We start from the raw sequence: 20,038 nt of genomic DNA on the forward strand, positions 1-20,038 counted from the left end.
CGAGCGACAGCACCGACGCTACCATCCAAGCCGTCGCCCAACAACTCCAGCAACGCTTCCACGGGTTTGGCACCCTGGCAAACGAAACACTGCAAATTGACTTGCAGGGCGAATCCCATTACGTGCGGGTGGCTCCCTGGCGTGACCCGTACGGCTTGGATTGGTTGGTCGTCGTCAGCGTCCCCGAAAGCGCTTTCATGTCCCAAATCAACGCCAACACGCGCACCACCCTACTCTTGTGTTTGGCCGCCCTGGCGGGTGCCACCCTGCTCGGCTTCTACACCTCACGCTGGATTACGCGCCCGATCCTCCGCCTCAGTGCTGCGACGCGGGCGATCGCCGCGGGCGACCTCGATCAGCGGGTCGAAGCTCAAGGTATTCAAGAACTCAGCAGTCTGTCTCTGTCGTTCAACGCCATGGCCGGTCAACTGCGCGACTCATTCCACGCCCTCGAGGCAAGCAACGCCAAGTTAGAGCACCGGGTGGACCAACGCACTCACGAACTCAGCCGCAACAATCGCCAACTCCAAACCACGCTCAAAGCGTTGCACCAGACGCAGACCCAAATGGTGCAGAGCGAGAAGATGTCGGCACTCGGGCAAATGGTGGCTGGCGTCGCCCATGAAATTAATAACCCCGTCAATTTCATTCATGGCAATTTGAACCATGTCGAGGAATATACACAGGAGCTAGTGGGTCTGCTGCAACGCTATTAGAGCGCTTACCCGCAGCCACTGCAGGACTTGCAGGCGGCCGTGGAGGACGCTGACTTAGCGTTTTTGCTCACGGATCTAGTCAAGATGCTGCAATCGATGAAGGTGGGGACGGAACGGATTCGCGAAATTGTGCTGTCGTTACGCAACTTCTCACGGTTGGATGAAGCGGAGTTCAAGGCAGTGGACATCCATGAGGGCATTGAGAATACGCTGGTGATTCTGCGGCACCGCTTCAAGGTACGGGCCGAACGACCCGAGATTCAGGTGGTGAAAGACTACGGTCCCTTACCGCTAGTGGAGTGTTATGCCGGACAGCTCAATCAAGTCTTTATGAACATTCTGAGTAATGCGATCGATGCGTTTGAGGAAGCGAATCAGGGGCAGTCCTTTGAGGCGCTCGTAGCAGAACCAAATACACTGTGGATTCATACCGCTGTGGTCGGTCAAGACCGCGTGCAGATCACCATCGCGGATAATGGGTCGGGTATTACGGCCATAGCACAAGCGCACCTGTTCAATCCGTTCTTTACGACAAAAGCCATTGGCAAGGGCACTGGGTTAGGCTTATCGATTAGTTATCAAATCGTGACTGAAAAGCATGGGGGGCAGTTGTCTTGCCACTCCACACCGGGGCAGGGGGCGAAGTTTGTGATTGAAATTCCCATCCGTCAAGCCACTCCAGAACAGAGTCAGAGGCAGCCCTCTAGCAGTGCGCCGTGAGGAAAGACCGCAGGCGTTTAGGCCAGTCGCCGTGCCACTCGATTGAACGCTTGTCAGTCAGGCTCTCTCCACTACTGCGCTTCAAAGTCACTACAGCCTTCGCCATTACCATAAGGATGCATCCCACAGACCAGGAGCGTCCCGCCATAAGAGCGCCCATGCCGGTGGCGACAGCCTTGGCAGCGAGCCGGTTGTTTGACTGTTAGGCGCGACCGCTCCTGCCGCAGTTGCTCCAGTGCTTTAAGGCGCTCAAGTAGCAAACCAGCCCGCTCTAGCCGCCGCTCATACGCTGCCAACTCATGCCGATAGCGTCCAGTCGGCACCGCCAAGTGATACCGGACGCCACCACCCGCCTGTGCTTTCACTTCGCTGGCTTCAGGATGCAGGAGCACGGTGAAAGCGAGGTCGTCTTGCCACTGTCTCAACTCCAGCACTTCACCAAAGATGATGGCGCTGCCTTCCAAGCTTAAAGACCAGCGGTTAGCTTCGCGCACCTGGTCGTACGGCACCGTGAAGGTGAGCAGCACCCTGTCGTGATGGGGCTGAAAAGAGACCAGTGGGAACGTAAGCCCAGCGCCACCATCCACCTGGCAGTACCCACCCTGCTGCCCATCAACGTCCCAATGCTGCACATGGCGTTCGCTGCTCCTGGGTGCAGAGAATGAGCTGGACGTTTCGGCTGACTGTCGTACCGGGGCGACCCCTAGAAAGGCCTGCAGCGCGCGCAACAGCAGGTCCGCATACTCGCGCAGTCGCTTTTGATGCCGACGCCGTAGTGCACCGGAGGGCTCTCTGTCGGAAACAGGTGTTGCCGTTGCTTGCTTCAGCGGCTGACGCTCGACCACAAGTCTCGCTCCAGCAGGCAGCCGTGCCGCTACCGCTTCGTCATCGCCTAACTTAGGCATACTCAGCCCTCGACGGTTGAAACCACCCTATAAGTTTAGTCCCAGCGCTCTCCTCTAAAAGCGCCCCCAGCCCTTCCCTGCCGTAAGGTGGGTTAATGGGGTCCGTGAGGTAGAAGTAACCCTGGTTGACCGCTCCAGGTGGCTTCCGCCCAAGTTTGAGGCAAGATGCTGTGTGGCAATGGTACTGGCTCCAGGCAGTAGCCTTCAAGCAGCAGGGCGCGCTCGTCCATGCCTGGCGGACGCTGAATCCGGCTGTGCGCAAACGTCAGCGGTTTGACTTTGAGCGGTGCCATGACTTTGATGCGGTTGCTTTTCGGGATCGCCTGCCCCAATTCATCCTGGGTCAGTGCACCGGTCGGCACCGCAAACACCAGCACTGTATGCCAACCAAAGTTGGAGAAGGGAGTAGTCATACAGGAACGCTCTTACAGGAGGGCTGGCTGAAGGATTAATCTACTGCTGTAGTCTTCCCTCTTCGTGGTGCTGCCTTCAAGCGATCACACTTTCAAATCAGGCAACCACTTTGAGACAACAGGCTCCTTTTAACACGCACCGTTACCAGACCCTCAGGCAAGACAGAGCGTGATTGAGCACCGCTACTCAGCTTCTGTTTGACTGCAAAGCGTTGCCTTGCACGACTGCACCAAAGGCTTTTTAAGGGACAGCAGTGCTGTCCTCTGGCGCTTCTAGCCCTTGGCTGGGCTGAGCACTCTGCAGCAACTGCTTGAGCACCGCCAGCAGTAACGCTAGATCGACTGGCTTCGTGAGGTGTTCACTGAACCCAGCCTCTAAGGCTTGCTGACGGTCCGCTGCACTTGCCATCGCGGTCAAGGCTAGCACTGGCACTCGCCCCCCGGCAACCGGACTCAGCGCTCTTAGCCAGGCGATGAAGTCATAACCAGTAGTGCCGGGCAGCGCAAGATCACTTACGACTAGTTGCGGAGGCTGGGCTAAAAAACTGGTCTGAGCCGCTGCAACACTGTTTGTAGCGCTGACCACCGCACCCTCCAGCCTGAGTGCAAACGTGAGCAGCGCCAGGGAGTCTGGGTCATCATCCAGCACCAGTATGGGCACACCCTGTAAGTGATGCGACGGTGCCATTGCGGTCATGTACTCTCTGCTGATTGAAACGCTGCAAGCAGATTTTACCCTCTTTTTCTACCGCTAGGCAATGAGCTGCAAAATTGCTTCTACCAAGCGTTCTGGCTCGATGGGCTTGGCGAGCCAGTAGTCAAAACCAGCACTGCAAGCGGCAGCGGCACTGTACTCTCGGCTCTAAGACGTGACAGCAATCGCTGGTAGCTGACGGATACCCGTATTCGGTGCTTGACGCACTTGCTCGAGCCACTGTCTACCGTCTAGGTCTGGTAAGCGCAGATTGCAAACCAGGATCTGTGGGCACTGTTTGTTGAGCACTTGCAAGGCTTCGAGAGCAGTAGTCGTGACAGTAACGACGGCTCCTTTGGCTTCGAGTAAATCGGTCAGCAACACCGCGATAGCTGGCTCATCCTCTACCAGCAGTACTTGAATATCCTTAAGTGGCTGAAGCCTAGCTACAGCGGCTTATTTTGACATCGCAAGAGACGAACACGGCACGCAAGTCAACTGACTGCCTTCTGCACCTCATGATCCGACTATGTAGGCTAGACGACCGTTCCTCTAAGAAGGCGGTCAGTGCTGGCACTAATTTTTTCTACTTCAGTAGAACTGATCAATGGTTGTTTACTCCGGTCTCATCTGCTCGATCAATCCTAGATGATCAGCCCTCCTAAGGCGTTAAGGTGTCTTGATCACTGCTCAAATGTCGTCCAAACGCTTATTTTGATGGAAGATTGATGACTAGAGTCCCTTCCTGGCGAAGGTGCTGGGAGCTGTGATATCGAATGGCCTAGAACGGTGTCAGCCCCTTATCAATGGGCTTCTGGGGCGGGAGCCGTCTGACCACCTCCCGCTCTAGAAGCGCCGCACGTGATTGCAATGAAGAGGATGCCAAAGCTAACACGCTCTCAACTATCGCACTATAGCTTCGCTGGACTCAGCGTTTTGCTAGCAACCCTGCTGATGTTACTACTGGACCCTGTGCTAGCGATGACTCAGAGTCCTTTCCTGTTGTTCTTTGGTGCTGTGATGGTCAGCGCCTGGTCTGGGGGCTTCGGTCCGGGACTGTTTGCCACTGCTTTATCCGGGCTCATTAGCACCTACTACTTTCTCCCACCCCTTTACTCCCTCTCGCTCAACTGGGTCAGTGGCTCGCGGCTGAGTTTATTTTTGCTAGAGGGCGTGCTCATCAGTGTCCTCGCTGATGCCCTGCGGGTAGCCAAGCAGCGCCTTGAGCGCACGTTGTCAAAGCTACGGAGCAGTGAAGCAGAATATCGGCAACTTGCTCTGCAGTCGCAGGAACAGGCAAAGACGTTAAAGGCCATTTTCGCTGCGTCCGTCGATCATATCTACGTTTTTGATCAAGCGGGACGCTATGGCTATGTCAGCGATGGTGGTGCTCAGGTACTCGGTTTTTCACCCGATGCTTTACTTGGCAAGACATGGCGAGACATTGGTTTACCAGCGGCGCTCATGGAGCCAGTGGATGCCCAGCGAGAGAAAGTGATGGCGACCGGGCGATCACTCAAAAGTGAAACTGATTTTCTGACAGACGAGGGGGTACGGTCCTACGAATATATTCTTACGCCGTTGAGTACAGACCCCTCAACCCAAGCTGTAGTGGTTATTTCTCGGGATATCACTGAACGCAAGCAAGCAGAAGTCGCACGTCACCAGGCGCTGCTGCGAGAGCAAGCGGCCCGAGCCGAAGCAGAGGTGCAGCGCAATCGTCTTTACTCGATCCTGGTGCAGGCTCCGGCTTCGATTTGTATCGATCGTGGTCCTGATCATATCTTTGAGTTTGCCAATCCGCTCTTTTGTCAATTGGTGGGCAACCGAGCCTTGATCGGCCGCACAGTGCGGGAAGCTTTCCCTGATATAGCAGGACAAGGGTTTTTTGAACGGCTCGATCAGGTGTTTGCCACCGGAGAACCGTTTGTCGGCAATGAAGTAGCGGCTCGCTTGGATCGACAGGGCAACGGCACGCTCGAGGAAGGGTTTTTCAACTTTGTCTACCAGCCGCTCTTCGATCTGAACGGTGCAGTCGAAGGGATTATCACCTTTGGCTTTGAGGTCACCACTCAAGTGGTGGCACGGCGGCAAGCCGAAGCGCTAGCGGCAGACTTAAGAACACAACAGCTGGCACTGCAGAAAAGCGAAGCCCGCTTCAGTCGCCTCGTAGAAGCCAACCTGATTGGGGTGCTTCTGGCCGGTCCTAACGGCACGATTTTGGAGGCGAATGATGCCTTCCTCAAAATGGTGGGTTATACCCGTGAAGACTTGCACAAGGGAGTCCTGAACTGGAGTGAGATGACACCACCAGAGTATGTTCAGCAAGACCAGCAGGTGTTACAAGCACTGGCGATCACCGGCAGCTGTACCCCCTTTGAGAAAGAATATTTTCGTAAAGATGGGAGTCGGCTACCAATTCTGTTAGGAGCGGCACGGCTTGAAAACGACGCACTCGCCTGGGTCTGTTTTGTGTTGGATCTCACGGAAAGTAAGCAGACTGAAGCCTTACTACGTCAACAAGCGGAGGCGTTAGCCCGCGCCAATCGGCTGAAAGATGAGTTTCTCGCAACCGTTTCCCATGAATTGCGGACACCCCTGAATGCGATGTTGGGCTGGGCCACCCTGCTGCGTGGCAAGCAACTCGATGAAGCCACGCAACAGCGAGCGCTTGAGACGATCGAGCGGAATGCCAGAGCGCAAAATCAATTGATTGATGACCTGTTAGATGTCTCGCGGATCATTACTGGCAAACTTCGCCTGGATGTGCGCCCTGTGGTGCTGGTTTCGGTGCTGGAGGCGGCGCTCGATTCGATTCGACCGGCTGCAGAAGCCAAGAGCCTTCGCCTGCAAAGTCTGTTAGACCCGGCTGCGGGACCCATTTCGGGCGATCCGGACCGGCTGCAGCAAGTGTTTTGGAATTTGTTGTCCAATGCCGTGAAGTTCACACCGAAAGGCGGTCGCATTCAGTTGCGCTTAGAGCGCATTAATTCACACGTGGAGATCACAGTCAGCGATACCGGACAGGGTATTAGCCCCGAGTTTCTACCCTATGTGTTCGAGCGCTTACAGCAAGCGGATAGTACCACCACTCGCACGCATGGTGGGTTGGGTCTGGGCTTAGCCATTGTGCGGCATTTAGTTGAACTCCATGGTGGACACGTGCAGGTCGCGAGTGCGGGGGAAGGACAAGGTACGACGTTCATGGTCACTTTACCTATTACAATCTTTCGCCCCGAACCAACCGCTCATGCACGTGTGCATCCGACCGTCAGCGATACGGTTCCTGTCCTCGATGCGCCCAGCTTGGCAGGGTTAAAGGTTTTGATTGTCGATGACGAAGCGGATGCCCGAGCACTCCTAGCCACACTCTTGAGGCAAAGTGGGGCAGCGGTCACCGTCGTGACATCCGCCAGGGAAGCGTTAGCTACCCTGACTCAAAGCACGTTAGAGCAAAGGCCGGACCTCTTAGTCAGTGACATTGGCATGCCAGAGGAAGATGGGTATATGTTGATGCGGCAAGTGCGCGCCTTAACGCCAGCACAGGGAGGCAAAATGCCAGCCATTGCCCTCACCGCTTATGCTCGTACAGAAGACCGTATCAAAGCCTTGGCGGCAGGCTTTCAAGCCCATGTCCCCAAGCCAGTGGAGCCAGCTGAATTTATTGCCGTCGTAGTCAACTTGAGTGAGCGTTTGTGAGGCGTTCAATGAGTCGTCGATGCGGGTGGCGAATCTGCTATAGGCAGGACGGCAAGAAGGTGACCAACGCTAAGCTGTCTGCTTTTTCGTTCCCACTTATCCTTGTAGTCTCCTTAGGGGAGCAATTGTCATACATGCGCCAGCAGCATTCGTTACTAAAACTAAGCCACGGCGGAACGACGGGCGCGATCCCAAAGAAGCGGCTTGTGGCAGCCAGCCAACCCAGTCATGTCCTGGGCTTTTCGTCGAGGGCAAGGGGCACGACAGCCATAAGCTTTGCCCCCAAAGCCAAGCAGTGGGACCGCAGTTTCCAGCCTGCGTCAATGCCTGATTGCAACGGTTCTGACTTTGAGAGCCGCGCCCCGGTCGCTGCCGTTTTTCGCGCCTATCCTGGCGACCCATTTCGTTTAGAGGGTGATAGCACTGGCCTTCCCTGCGAGAGCCTCTGAAGGGGGATCGCAAGCCTGACTCAACCCTGGTGAAAATTGCTTCACGTACTCTCTTTTCCGGTTTCTGGTTGACCCCTTTATTGCCGCTTGGTTGCAGACCGATCAACCTTTTGGTTGTTACCTGGGAGCGGCGCTTTGACTTTGGGGTGATGTCAGCAGGCGGCACGATCCCTTGTAATACTGGAACGCGGCGGCACGCTTTCCTGATGGCGGCGCGCTCATGCACACCAACCGATGCCTTCACCTCAAGGCAGTCTGAGCCTCCCACTTGCTGCACATGGCTTCTCTTTCCTGGTACACACTCTTCTTCGCAACGCTCCTCTTCCTGGGTGGCAGTGCCATTGGTGCCTTGGCGTACGCCTTCATTGTGGCTTACCGGCAGCGCAAACCGAGAGTTGGGTGTCGGGTTGAGCGGGCGCCGCTGTTTGAAAGCCTGGGTGGCACCGCTTTGCCGCGCGCGCAGCTTGAAATTTCTGATGGTGAGCAGACTTACAGCTATGACCACTTGCAGCTAGCGCAGGTGCAAGTGCAGAATCAATCCAAGCAGGATTTTGACCGCTTTGAGTTCGGCCTTACCCTATCGGCTCAAGATGTGGTCATTCAGCTCGAAGTCCAGACCGCAGATCGTCACCATCGTGTGACACAACTGGAGCCATCTACCTTTAGCCAGCCTCAAGCTCAGGTTGACTTAAGCTTGCAGCCGTTTAACCGAGACGATACTTACACCTTGCGCTTGTTAAGCATCACCGCTCAACCGAACCAACGCCTCGGTGAGATCACCTTTAGCTCCCCGGTGGCAGTGCGGTTTGTTGATCTGCCCCTACTTGAAGAAACGCTGAAAGACAGTGTCAAGTCCACGACGATTTCGCTCGGACCCTTTAGCTTTTCTTTTGACTAATTTCCTGCCACGCCTGAGCACATCGTAGCTTTCAGCCTTCAGGCTGAGCATCAACGCCATGGTTGCGGTTGAGGTCCTCGCCTGAGGTGCAGCAGCATCTAGCCGTAGGCTCTAAGCAGGCAAGACACGCTGGCTTCTGTCCTAGTTTTTTCACCGCATAGAGGCGGTTTGAGTCTCATCCACACCGAAAGTACGTTAAGCTGCTCAAGCAACGTGTACAAGTTGAACCCTCTGGCACTGAAGAGCCTCAAACCCCTGCGTGCCGTTCCTCAGGCAGCCTTTTGATACCGTCGCTGAGGCTTCTAAGGCTTTTGGTTGACTAGCCAGCGAGTGCTGGCGGCTTAGCACTCGCTGGCGGCTCTCGCGGTAAGAGCCTGCCTCAGCACCCAGCGTCACTATGCTCTTGAAACATAATCCCTCTTTTGCCATCCTCAGCCTCACAGCGCTGCTCGCGGTTGCGCTTGCGGTTGCGGCTTGGCGTCGGCGTGCTGCCGCCTCTGCCAGCAGACCGTTTATTTTATTGTTGCTTTCGACTGCTGTTTATGCCACTGTTGCCGCGCTCGAAGCGGCAGCCATCGCTCTCCCCGACAAAATCTTTTGGTCTAAGTGGGAATATGTTGGCTCTGGCGGCGTGATGACGTTCTTTCTCATCTTTGCGCTCCACTTCACGCACAAAAGGCAGTGGCTCACCCTCAAAAACACCGTCTTGCTCTGGCTACTCCCCAGTCTCAATGTGGTCTTAGTGGCGACCAACGAACAGCATCAGTTGGTTTGGCGTGGCTTTGTGCCATCTGTCCAGGGCACCAACCAAATTGTTTACCAGCATGGTCCCGGTTTTTATTGGGTCATGACCTGCGTTTATCTTTATACACTCGCTGGTTCATGGCTACTGGTGCAAGCGGCGCGGCGCCCCGTGCGACTCCAGCAGCAACAATCGCGGCTGGCGTTAGCAGGAGCGCTCGTCCCGTTGCTCGGTGGTAGTGCGTATATGCTCAAGCTTACGCCTGCTGGTCTCAACCTCACACCGATGAGTTTTTTGCTGGCCGGTCTCATCTATTTCGTCACGCTTTTTCGCTTTCGTCTGTTTGATCTGGTACCAGTGGCACGAGACACGTTGATCGAGAGTCTGTCGGATGGTGTCCTCGTGCTAGATTTACACCAGCGGTTGCTTGATATCAATCCAGCCGCTCAGCAGCTCATTGGGATCAGCGTCACTTGCTTGGGGCAACCGCTCAGGCAATTAGGCTCCAGCTGGCCAGCGCTCGCTCAGCTTTGTCAAGCGTCTGCAACCGTGCCGAGTGAATTGCTACTGGAGCTAAGCACAGGCTGCTATGTGGAATTACACGTCATACCCTTACGCGATCACTGTAACTGTCTCACTGGGCATTTGCTTGTCTTGCGCGATGTCACTCAACGGCAACAAGCTGACCTGGAACTGCGACAGGTCAACGAGCGCTTACAAGCCCAGTTGCGCGAGATCGAGGTACTCCAAACGCAGCTACGTGAACAGGCGATCCGCGATGCTCTGACGGGCTTATGCAATCGACGTTATTTTGAGGAGACGCTCCCTCGAGAGTTGGCACGCGCGGCGCGGGCAGCTTATCCGGTCGCTGTGATCCTGATGGACATCGATTTTTTTAAGCAAGTCAATGATACCTATGGGCATCAAGGTGGTGATTGCGTCTTACAGGCTGTTGGTCGTTTGCTGCGCACTCACAGTCGACAAGGCGATATCGCATGTCGTTACGGTGGTGAAGAATTCGTACTGCTGCTGCCGGCGATCACGCTGAAGGATGTTTATCAGCGCGCCGAACAGCTTCGACGCTCCTTTCAAGCCATGCACGTGCCGTTTGGTGCTGCAACGATCCGCACGACACTTTCGCTGGGGGTCGGTTTATTCCCTGAACATGGGGACACCAGTCAGTCGCTCATGCAAGTAGTTGATCAAGCCCTTTATGTCGCTAAAGCGGCGGGACGAAATTGTGTTAAATGTGTCGAGACAGTAGTCTAGACTACTGGACGGCTTCATTGTGGTACTCACTGTTGCTAAATTTTGTAACCTCGATTCATTGCTCTAACGCCTCACTAAAACGCGTGCAGCCGTTAATTGAACATCTGGTATGGAACACAGTTGAGGCAAACACCCTTCCAAGCCATTTTGGGGGTATGACACCGTTCCTGCCTATGAAGTACCACGTCGCCTGAACGCTGCTCACAGTCTAACTTTCAGACTGTAATCTTGCCGCTTTTGCTCAACGTTGAGGCATAGCAGCAGCGATGCAAGCGTTGAGGAGCAGAGCGATTGATCACTGCTGCTCATACTCTTGTGAAGCTTATACTGTTGCAGGTCCGGCAGCAGTGCCACGACGAGACCGAGCTTTTAGGGGCTTGAACTCTGCAAGATTACGCCTGTAGTACGAGTTTTCGAGGCTAGCACAGTTCAAAACGAGTCCAACCCACTTGTAGTATGGGTTTTTCGACTTCAGTAGAACTTATCAATGCAGTTGTTTGCTCATGTCTCAGCTGCTTGATCATACCTAAAGGCTCACCCTTCTTGATGGGTACGGTGATCTGATTACTGCTCAAAGGTCGTCCGAACGCTCCTTCTGATGAGAAATTGATTGCTGAAATCCTTTTCTAGCAAAGGTTCTGGAAGATGTGATATATCCCAATCTGCTGTCGTGGTCTGACTTGCTCCCGTTGCTGCGCTTGTCGGAACTTTTTTCGTCGTATGTTAGCTCAACCCCATCCTAAGATGATTGAGGCTGCTGTTTCTGCCATGATGGTTCGCATCATATTGCGTTGTTCAGCCGCCCAAGGCTTCCCTTTATAAATAGGTTCTGAAAGCAGAAGTTGGCACAGTAGCATCTAGATGCAGGAACAAGCCTCTACTTATCGCCTTAATGGGCTTTTAGCCAAGGCTGTACCTGTCCTCTTGCGATTAGCAAAGTTCCAATGGTGAAAGCCAAACACATTAACAAATTCTCTAGTGAGAAGCTGCGGTGATTTGTGCTGGCTAAAAGTCCTTCAAGCAGCAGCGAGGGCAGCACACCCCCCGACACCAGAAGGATGATCCGTAAAGGTAAAAGGCCTCTTGTCACTGAAAGAATTAAGCTGAGCAGGATAGCAAGTGGAACAAAAACTGGCCCGTAGTACAACACTTTATAGCCCCATGAAGGAACGTTAAATGTGTAGAGATGCTCTAACTTGTCGACATAAACACGTAGATTAGAATCTGCATAAGTCATCACCAGGTGATGCGGCTCGCCTTCTGTAAAAACTTGGGGAACAACAATTTCAGGATTTCTGCCATTAATCCCTGTAGCAGGAGTTCGCAAACGAATAACGAGGCTGCTATCGTCCTGTCCAAGGGTAAGGTTACGGTGTTGAAGGTCCTTCGACAGTGAAAGGATTCTTGCAGGTCCTTGCTGCTTCAAGGCATCTGATTGAACAATTACATTAAGTGTAAACTGAGCACTCTGCTTAATCCGCTCATTAAGATAAGTTGGCGGGGCAGAAGACTGTAACCAGTGTGTTGCGTTTAGCAATACGCCAGAGTCTTTTCTCTCATCATCTTTCCCCTTGTGTGGAGGTTCACCCACCCAAGAAAGCTCAGGAAGTTGACCCGTCTGATCAGAATATTCTTTACCACCGCGAGTAAACTCGTAGAAAGCAAGCAGAGAACTTTCGTGAGCAAAACTCTGCTGATTGCCCGAAAAAAAGCGGCCGATTTCTGCCTCCGTCAGCGCTTGATCAAAAATTTGAACTAGCTCAATATTTCCAGACCAAGGGCGCCCACCAGTAAGCTCATTGCCGAGCAGCAGAGGAAAAGAGCTATCCCAATTTCTTAAATCTGCTGCTGTTGGCAGCAGCGCCACCCCAATAGCGGCAATTATAAAGTAAGCAACAAAGCCTGTTGCTAGGATTGGTAGGGAGCAGTAGTATTGGAATAAAATTTTCGCACGGAGGCGAATCACCGAAGCATAACGAGCTAATTTCAAAAAACGCGCTTGATGAAAGCAAAACCACCCCATGGCTGCACCAATGCTATCGGTCAGGATATCTAGAGCGTTAGCATTTCTAACAGCAGAAATGGTTTGTAGCACCTCGGTTACGGCACTCAAACTAGTGCTTATCAAGAGAATAATGACAAGATTAACTGTTGAAACCAGTTTTTTCTTCTGCAATAGATCGGCTAAGCCAACCCCGAACAGAGTAAATGTAAAAAGGCTAATTACAAGCTCGACAAAGTCCTTTGCCTGAGAAAACTCATCCTCGCCAAACCTGTGAACAACAAATTCTAGCGAAAAGCTTTTTGTCAGCGGAAAACTATATGGAAATAGCTTATATAGAAAAATCCAAAGCAGGCCTAATACCGCGACATTAAAATACATTTTGTTGAGCTAATCTCTGTGACTAATAATCTTGCTGAGCTAGTAGCTATCCAGCTCAGGGTACTCAAAAGTCTGTTTACTAGGCGATTTCAGCTAAGCAGTTAGATGCTACAGGAACTGACTAATTACTAGGTTCCCGAAATCCTGTAACGCTTTCACCATTATCTATAAATATATTTTGCGTACGCTCACCCTAAATTTTTTTGAAATAGAAACCACTGAAAAATCAAAATCGATCCAGCTTGAGAGTTGAAGCTTGCTATGCTACTAGTTTGCTGAGGATGCAAAAAACTTACATATTACCGACTGACACACTTAATGGAGTTAGGTTGAGAACAAGTTTTTAACAGTGCAACTTAATATTAAGAGCTTCTTAGATTGGGCTTTCATTGCTAATGACTATCTAGGACCATCTACTTATGCCAATATAATTTTGAACTCTATCATCTGTGCACTGGAGGCGCATCAGTTTTAAAAAGAGATATACTAATTCTTCATAAACAAGTAATGAGGTGTTGTAATAGTGGATAAAATATCAAATGGTACCAATGTGATTTTCTAATGACTTGGAAAAAGACAAGGTTTTCCGCACTAACCGAGACACCCGTTGCCTTAATGTCTTGTTGAATTGCTCAATGTAGCTAGTTTTGCCTGTTTATTTGCCTACGGCTCGATGCCGCTTGCTTGGTAGAACAACTCAATAGCTGCCCAAAAGTCGGTATTGGCAATGGCACATTGGCGGTAGAGCGGCAGTAAAGATTCCCACAATTTGTGAGCAGCCGCTTCATCACGTGCTTCGATGTAGACCCTGGCAATTTCACGCGTGTCTGCGTCAAGCGCTAACCAAACCCACTGCTTGTTGCTTTTGTTGTCGACAAGCGACCATGATTCATCACATTAAATCGTTAGTCTCCCCTTTGTTTGGGTATTACCGACACTTGGCGGGGCACCTTAGCATATTTTTCGTTGACATAAGTTTGTAGCCATTGTTCAGAAACCTGTGCAGCACGAGCAATGCCAGCTAAAGAGATGCGCTCTAATAGCAGCCCACGTGGCTTGGTCGATAACCTTTTTGTTTAGTTGTTCAATGGACTGTCGTCCGCAGTCATGACATTTGAATCGTTGTTTGCCATTGTGAATACAACCATTCTTGACCGTTTTGGACGATGCACAAATGGGACACGCTGGCATGGCAGGAGAACAGCAAAAAGTCTATTCCTCTATACATTACATCTTGAGCACTACCACATTAGTTTTGGTTAAGCCGTGTGCAGCAAGTGATGTCCAATCGCGATCAACGGCTTCTGGGGTTGATGACGGTCAGCAATTAACCAACGACCAAATTGACCAAACAGTTGACCGGGGAACGATGTTGGGAAGGCTCAAGCTGGGAAATATTTTTCCACTGGTCAAAACGTTTGGCAAGTCTGACAAACAGGTGTCAAACGATCAAGGGCAAGGTTTGCCGGTAGCAGGGCACTTTGAGCTTGAGGTCGCCGTGGTCGCCGGGACGAAAAGGCGGTGAGCCGACGAGCGCCTTGGCTCTACTCAGGTAAAGTCCAAGGAGACGTCCAGATGCTAGCCCTGCGGCTGCGATGCCGTTGGGTGAATTTTGATTTAAGTGTGCTGAACTTTGAGCACGTGACGAAAAAGCCCTGCCGCTGCCTTGCTATGCCGTTGTTCAGCAAACACCTTCGCCTTTGCTCGCTTTAATCACCTTTGCAGGCACGCCTACTGCGATCGAGGCAGGTGGGATGTTTTTCGTCACGACAGAACCAGCACCGATGACAGAACCGCGTCCGATCTTGACTCCATCTAAGACCTTCACCCCAGTGCCCAACCAGCAATGATCCTCAATTTCAATACCCTCCCGACTCAGACCATAAGCTCGATGGTTATTAGCATAGAGCCCTGATTGGGCAGCAATCAAACAATGCTGACCGATTTTGATGTGACCAGGACCCGCCATACAGACGTAAGGCCCCAAATAAGAGCGCTCGCCAATTTCAATCACGCAGTCCTCGCCGGCTGTATTAATATCAACCCCTCGATCCAAACAGACATCCCTACCTACTCGTAAGCAACTATTGGTAGTGATGTTGAGCCTCACATCACGCAAGATTTTGACCGCATCCTGGAGGTCAATGCGCTCAGCGCCCAGAAACTCGCAGCCTGCTTGGATGTAAGCACCGTGGCCAAAGTGAGCGAACATGAAAGGATAGAACCGGCGTCTCAGCCCGGTGCCAAGTGGACGCGGTATGCCCCCCAGTAGACCAGTCAGAGCGACCTCGCGCAGCCGATGCCAATGTGCGGCAGTCCGGCTTAAGCTTTCGAGAGCGGTCGCTGCTTCAACATCAGGTTGGTTAGGCTCATTTTCTAGTAATTCCGCCATGTCATGAATCCTCAATCTGCGAATACAGTTGCAACTTAAAGTGTTAGGTAAGGTTCAACCACCGCTGCTGTGAGCTGAGTTGCCAACCAAGCCATGTCGTGATCGGTGCTTTACGAAAAAACGGCACCATCGGTAGACAATAAAATTCGTTTCCTGCGGCTGCGTCTCCTCTAGTGACTCGCCATTTTTTCGAGCGCCTTGGAGTCGTTGTGAGTAGCTAGTTAGTCCACCAAGGTCGCACTAGATGGATTCAGTCCCAACAATTCCACCGCTGCACCACTTTGGCGAAACTTAAGCACCACCTGGTTGATCGCCGCCACTGCCGATTGATCCCAAAGGTGGGCATAGCTGAAGTTTAAGGTCACTTTTTCTAAGGCTTCATGGAAATCGAAGTTCTCCAGAAGGTCATCGACCCAGACAAAGAAGATTTGACCAGCGACACTATAGGTGCGATGGGTGCCATCAGCATCGACACAGACCACCTTGGCAATTTTTCGAGCAAAGAAGACAGTACTGAGCGCTGCACCCACGACCACACCAAGCGCTAAGTTATGGCTCAAGACCGTAATCAGTACTGTGGTGATCATCGCGGCTGTTTCGCTGCGGGGCACTTTACGGAGTTGCAGCAGCGATGACCAGTTAAACGTGCCAATAGACCCCATGATCGTCACTGCCACCAGGGCCGCCATCGGAATGCGCTCGACCCAACTGCCGAGTGCCAGCATCAAAAAGAGTAGAAAAACTCCAGCACTAAAAGTCGATAAACGTCCGCGTCCGCCTGATTGAATATTGATCACGGACTGTCCAATCATGGCGCAGCCTGCCATCCCTTTAAAGCAACTGCTGACGAGATTGGCAAGGCCCTGCCCAATTGCTTCCTGATTTTTATCGCTGGGTGTATCGGTTAATTCATCTAGTAACGAAGCGGTCAGCAACGATTCCAATAACCCGACGGTCGCCAGCGTGAGGGCATAGGGAAAAATGATGTTGAGGGTTTCTAAATTCAGCGGCATCTGCGGTATTGCAAACCGTGGGAAGGTACTTGGTAGAGAGCCCAGATCTCCCACCGTCGGAACTTTGATGCCAGCAAAGATGGAAATGGCTGTAAGCGTGACGATCGCCACCAGGGGTGACGGGAGGGCGGTCGTTATGCGTGGCAACAGATAAATAATCGTCAAAGCTGCCGCTGTCATGACATACACCGCGACAGGCACATTGGTCAGTTGCGGTAATTGTGCCAGAAAAAGCAAAATTGCCAGCGCATTGACAAAACCCACCATCACGGCACGAGGGACGTATTTCATCTGTCGTTCCAGCTTCAGCCAACCAAACAGCATCTGCAAGATCCCAGTCAAAAGGCCGGCGGCAAAGAGATACTGCAAGCCGTGATCTTTGACCAGATGAATCATCAGCAGAGCCATCGAGCCGGTAGCGGCTGAAATTAAGCCGGGTCGCCCGCCAAAGAGAGCCGTCACCAGGGCAATGATGCATGAGGCATAGAGTCCAACTTTAGGGTCAACACCCGCAATAATTGAAAAGGTGATCGCTTCTGGAACTAAGGCAAGAGCAACCACTGTTCCGGCTAGAGGGTCTGCGCGCATGTTTGAGAGCCAGTCGCGCTTAAATGTCTTAAGATTCAAAGTGTCTCCAGTGGTAGAAGGCAAAAACTTATAACCATAGACAGTAGTGCTGTCATGGCTAGCGCCCAGTAGGGAGCTCCTAGAAAATGCTTTCAGTGATCGTGTTGTAAACCACTCGAAACATGACTAGCAACGCCAAACAATTGATGAAAAAGCCGAAGTACCGCGGTGAGAAAAACTCTAATCAACTCAGTCAAACTTGAGCAATACCGAACCTTTTTGCTCACTTAGGATGTCGTAACAAAGAGTTCTGATTTTACTTCCCCTCGTTGGGCCATTACTTTGGCGGGTACTCCTACCGCAACGGAGAAAGGTGGAATATCTTTCGTCACCACTGCCCCTGCACCAATGACACTTCCCCGGCCGATAGTGACGCCATCCAATACTCTCACTCCAGTCCCTAACCAGCAGTCATCTTCGATCAAGATACCCTTGCAAATGACGCCTTGGTGAGCAATGGGAACATCACGATCCGAAAAAATGTGATTGTTGGCATACATACTGGAGTGGGAAGCAATCATGCAATTCTTGCCAATCTTGATGTCTCCAGGACCGGCTGCACAAAAGTAAGGACCGATATAAGTCCGCTCTCCGATTTCAATGCAACCGCCAAGAGCTTTAAGATCTGCGCCACGATCGAGCTTTACGCTAGAGCCAAGAAGGACACAGCTTTGAGGCTCCCAACTATCGATAAAAATATTGCTGTTGACGATCGTGTTTGCTTCAAAAAACACTCGCTTAGCACCAACCAATTCCAGTCCTACTCCGATTTCGGCTCCATCTCCTAACTGTCCCAGAAACGAACGATAAACGAACCCACGCAATCTTTTACCCAATTTAAGCGGAACCGAGCCAAAAATAATCGTTAATAATGTTACTTTCCATTTTTCTCGATACATTTCTTGGAAATAGCGTACATCAAAAGCCATTGTTCATCACTCCAAAAAGGTGGTTGCCATAACAGAGCCAACTGGTGACGAAGAGTCCAGTCAACTGAGTGTGAGCTTTTACAAGTGCTTCAATCTGAGATCAGAAAAGCGTTGCTTGATGCAATAACGCATTGCTGTAAGCAGCTTCATGCACCTGGATTGTCAGGCACTTAAGACAAAGCGTAAGCAGTGATAAGGCAGAAAGTTTTAAGGAGCTTTCTGAGCTAAGAATACTTTTGCCTAGAGGGATTAGGCTCAGCCGAGGTAAAGGCTGAGTCAATGAGCTGGGCTGAAGCAAGCGCCCTTATGGTCTTTTCCCTGCTAGAAAACACCTGACTGGTAGCCTTGCTGCTTTAATTGAAAGACAAGCAGTAGATTGAGTCCTACCTTGGCAAAAACACATTGTCTTTCAATTCGCTCAGAAGCGCTCTAGTCCCTCTCCACTCAAGGGGGAGTTAAACCACCTGGAATTCTCACCGCATTCACCAGGTTAATCACTAGCTCAGGAGTAAAAAACAAAACACCCTTGAGCAAAAGCTTGTAGCGGTTTGCTAAGAAGAAATAGCTGCGGTTGTTTGAATGCAACATGACAAAAGCCTCTCTTACGTTTTTGGCAACGGTTTGGGCTTTGGCTAACCCGCTTCTCAAAAGAGACCTTTACAAATGGCGAAATACTAACCTATGACTTTAGCAAGCATTTACCACTTGTTACCTTTGAAATTATCTGCTCACACATCCTGAAGGGAAGCTTCTTTGAATCCCCTTTCAGCCGCTTGGAAGCGATAAATCCTAGAAATGTATAAGCCTCAGTATCAAATTACAGGATATTTTTTCATCGTCATAAATATAGACCGCATACTTCTTAAAAACTTTACATTCTTGGTCCAAAGCTTTACTAAAAACTTATCTTCAGCTTGTCCTTAATGTCGCCTTTAGAAGCAGTAGCGAAACCCTAGTTCAATCGGAGGTCTAGTAACGATTCGCTGCAAAATGAACTATTTAATTGAAACCTCCATCTAGACCGACTTTCAGTGCTTGCTACTTTCTAATAAAAATTCTGGTAAGGGGCGGAAGCATGAGGGTTTCAGCGCGCAAAACCTGAGGAAAATTAGTCAATGGTCCATTTTTACCTGAATCGCTGCCAACCCCCTTGAGCCGACGGCTGGTTGAGACAACCGCTGTTGTCGATTGAGGGCAAGCCGTCCTAGGGAAAGCCCAGACGCAATGCCCAGCGGACACTCGAAGGCGCAACAGGTTAGGTCTGGATTGTGCTTGGCATCTTCAGCCGCCGCTGGTGCTTGCAGTCAAGCGTCCAGGCGATTATGCACTTCGCGCGTTGCAAGGCGTTCCTGCCCCGGCGTGCCACGCCGGGCATGTAGCAAGGTCTTCGCTTCGCGGTCAGTGAGCGTGAGTGCCAGTAGTTCGTCGCCACGTTGCGCTAAGGCTGCTGCCTCATGATCACAATACGCTCTGGCTGCTGCAAGTGCCGACGCGTACTCGAGAGTGGTCGGCCCACCAAGCAACCCGGACTGACTCAACGACTCCTAAGTGCGATAGTCAAACCAGCTAGACAATTCGTAGCCATTGACCCTGTCGGCAAGGGAAGAAGCAGTCACGACACTCGGTGGCGACTGGGTAAAACGATAAATTTCAAGCAACCGCCCGTTGTCGGTTTCTTCGTAAGCTTGTAGATACTGCCTGTCATCAGCTTTGAGTGCGGCGCTGCTTCAGTGTGCTGTCTGCCTCACTGCCCGGTCCCGGTAGTCGCAGACGCTGCAGACGCTGCACTCAGGGGCAAGGTCAGCTACAGCCAACAGTGGCAGAGTCAGCTCTGGCTCTGTTAATTCTAAGGTGCCTCTGACTCAGCGTGGCTAACGCTCCGCTGGCACTGCTGCTGAACTCTCTCAAAACTGGCACAACCATTAGAAGCCTGACACAGTAGCAGTTCTACTTTTGAATCGCTTGGTGATGTGCTGCCAGCCGCAGCTAACCAACGTCAGAAGCGGCATTCTAGCTTGTGCAAAGGAGCTAACAGGAACGAAGGCATCAATGTTGCAGACTACCACCGAATGGTGATATCCCTCTTCCATCACTCTAAGCAGAGTAAAATGAGGGCAAACCCCTCAAAAGCTGGTCAGGGCAATGACTGCACCTCGCGAAGCTATCGAGACGGTCACGTTCATCGACAA

At 51.7% G+C, this 20,038-nt stretch carries 17 protein-coding genes and 1 pseudogene; 6 read left to right on the plus strand and 12 right to left on the minus strand.

Annotated features, from left to right (window positions below; all coding sequences use genetic code 11):
* Together H6F86_RS32535 and H6F86_RS32990 are read left to right on the plus strand one after the other, a co-directional pair.
* On the plus strand, positions 1-716 hold a 716-nt coding region (locus tag H6F86_RS32535), incomplete at its 5' end, for a HAMP domain-containing protein (protein WP_242033698.1).
* Between the two features lie 39 nt (positions 717-755).
* The gene (locus tag H6F86_RS32990; protein WP_347241110.1) at positions 756-1,436 is read left to right on the plus strand and encodes an ATP-binding protein; all 681 of its coding nucleotides are present in this window, start codon (positions 756-758) and stop codon (positions 1,434-1,436) included.
* Positions 1,437-1,507: 71 nt separating this feature from the next.
* Here the strand turns inward: H6F86_RS32990 and H6F86_RS25785 are convergent, their stop codons facing one another.
* The 4 genes from H6F86_RS25785 to H6F86_RS25800 form a co-directional block, all read right to left on the minus strand.
* A complete protein-coding gene (locus H6F86_RS25785; protein WP_190452690.1) occupies positions 1,508-2,341 on the minus strand; it encodes a hypothetical protein in 834 nt (277 codons plus the stop codon).
* Between the two features lie 92 nt (positions 2,342-2,433).
* Positions 2,434-2,754 (minus strand): hypothetical protein, encoded by a 321-nt coding sequence (locus H6F86_RS25790; protein WP_190452692.1) that lies wholly within the window; start codon positions 2,752-2,754, stop codon positions 2,434-2,436.
* Positions 2,755-2,995: 241 nt separating this feature from the next.
* Positions 2,996-3,451 (minus strand): response regulator, encoded by a 456-nt coding sequence (locus tag H6F86_RS25795; RefSeq protein WP_190452694.1) that lies wholly within the window; start codon positions 3,449-3,451, stop codon positions 2,996-2,998.
* 165 nt (positions 3,452-3,616) lie between these two features.
* A complete protein-coding gene (locus H6F86_RS25800) occupies positions 3,617-3,871 on the minus strand; it encodes a response regulator (RefSeq protein ID WP_347241115.1) in 255 nt (84 codons plus the stop codon).
* A 456-nt stretch (positions 3,872-4,327) separates the two neighbouring features.
* Between H6F86_RS25800 and H6F86_RS25805 the strand changes: the two genes are divergently transcribed.
* Positions 4,328-7,147: a PAS domain S-box protein gene (locus tag H6F86_RS25805; protein ID WP_190452698.1), complete on the plus strand. Its 2,820-nt coding sequence runs from the start codon at positions 4,328-4,330 to the stop codon at positions 7,145-7,147.
* 96 nt (positions 7,148-7,243) lie between these two features.
* Here the strand turns inward: H6F86_RS25805 and H6F86_RS25810 are convergent, their stop codons facing one another.
* A complete protein-coding gene (locus H6F86_RS25810) occupies positions 7,244-7,873 on the minus strand; it encodes a hypothetical protein (RefSeq protein ID WP_190452700.1) in 630 nt (209 codons plus the stop codon).
* Here H6F86_RS25810 and H6F86_RS25815 point away from each other — a divergent pair, their 5' ends adjacent.
* Both H6F86_RS25815 and H6F86_RS25820 read left to right on the plus strand, forming a co-directional pair.
* On the plus strand, positions 7,874-8,494 hold the full coding sequence (locus tag H6F86_RS25815; protein WP_190452702.1) for a hypothetical protein: 621 nt from the start codon (positions 7,874-7,876) through the stop codon (positions 8,492-8,494). It abuts the gene before it with no gap.
* Positions 8,495-8,891: 397 nt separating this feature from the next.
* Positions 8,892-10,505 (plus strand): histidine kinase N-terminal 7TM domain-containing protein, encoded by a 1,614-nt coding sequence (locus H6F86_RS25820; RefSeq protein WP_190452703.1) that lies wholly within the window; start codon positions 8,892-8,894, stop codon positions 10,503-10,505.
* 889 nt (positions 10,506-11,394) lie between these two features.
* On the opposite strand, the gene H6F86_RS25825 is transcribed toward H6F86_RS25820, so the two are convergent.
* On the minus strand, positions 11,395-12,888 hold the full coding sequence (locus H6F86_RS25825) for a VanZ family protein (protein WP_190452706.1): 1,494 nt from the start codon (positions 12,886-12,888) through the stop codon (positions 11,395-11,397).
* A 535-nt stretch (positions 12,889-13,423) separates the two neighbouring features.
* Positions 13,424-14,079: pseudogene (locus H6F86_RS25830) on the minus strand (IS1 family transposase).
* On the opposite strand from H6F86_RS25830, the gene H6F86_RS25835 reads away from it, so the two are divergent.
* Positions 14,048-14,413, plus strand: a complete 366-nt coding sequence (locus H6F86_RS25835) for a hypothetical protein (RefSeq protein WP_190452719.1) — start codon at positions 14,048-14,050, stop codon at positions 14,411-14,413. The pseudogene H6F86_RS25830 and the gene H6F86_RS25835 sit on opposite strands and share 32 nt — an antisense overlap.
* Before the next feature lie 156 nt (positions 14,414-14,569).
* Here H6F86_RS25835 and H6F86_RS25840 read toward each other — a convergent pair whose 3' ends face one another.
* From H6F86_RS25840 to H6F86_RS25860, 5 genes are all read right to left on the minus strand, one after another.
* Positions 14,570-15,280, minus strand: a complete 711-nt coding sequence (locus H6F86_RS25840; RefSeq protein ID WP_190452708.1) for an acyltransferase — start codon at positions 15,278-15,280, stop codon at positions 14,570-14,572.
* A gap of 221 nt (positions 15,281-15,501) precedes the next feature.
* Positions 15,502-16,881, minus strand: a complete 1,380-nt coding sequence (locus H6F86_RS25845; RefSeq protein ID WP_190452710.1) for a SulP family inorganic anion transporter — start codon at positions 16,879-16,881, stop codon at positions 15,502-15,504.
* A gap of 266 nt (positions 16,882-17,147) precedes the next feature.
* Positions 17,148-17,849 (minus strand): acyltransferase, encoded by a 702-nt coding sequence (locus tag H6F86_RS32995; protein ID WP_277881716.1) that lies wholly within the window; start codon positions 17,847-17,849, stop codon positions 17,148-17,150.
* 444 nt (positions 17,850-18,293) lie between these two features.
* The gene (locus H6F86_RS25855) at positions 18,294-18,437 is read right to left on the minus strand and encodes a hypothetical protein (protein WP_190452712.1); all 144 of its coding nucleotides are present in this window, start codon (positions 18,435-18,437) and stop codon (positions 18,294-18,296) included.
* A 716-nt stretch (positions 18,438-19,153) separates the two neighbouring features.
* Complete coding sequence (locus H6F86_RS25860; RefSeq protein ID WP_190452714.1) at positions 19,154-19,387, minus strand: hypothetical protein; 234 nt, start codon at positions 19,385-19,387, stop codon at positions 19,154-19,156.
* Positions 19,388-20,038: the final 651 nt, after the last annotated feature.

Origin of the sequence: Phormidium sp. FACHB-592, assembly GCF_014695795.1 — a bacterium.
GTDB lineage: Bacteria > Cyanobacteriota > Cyanobacteriia > Leptolyngbyales > Leptolyngbyaceae > Stenomitos.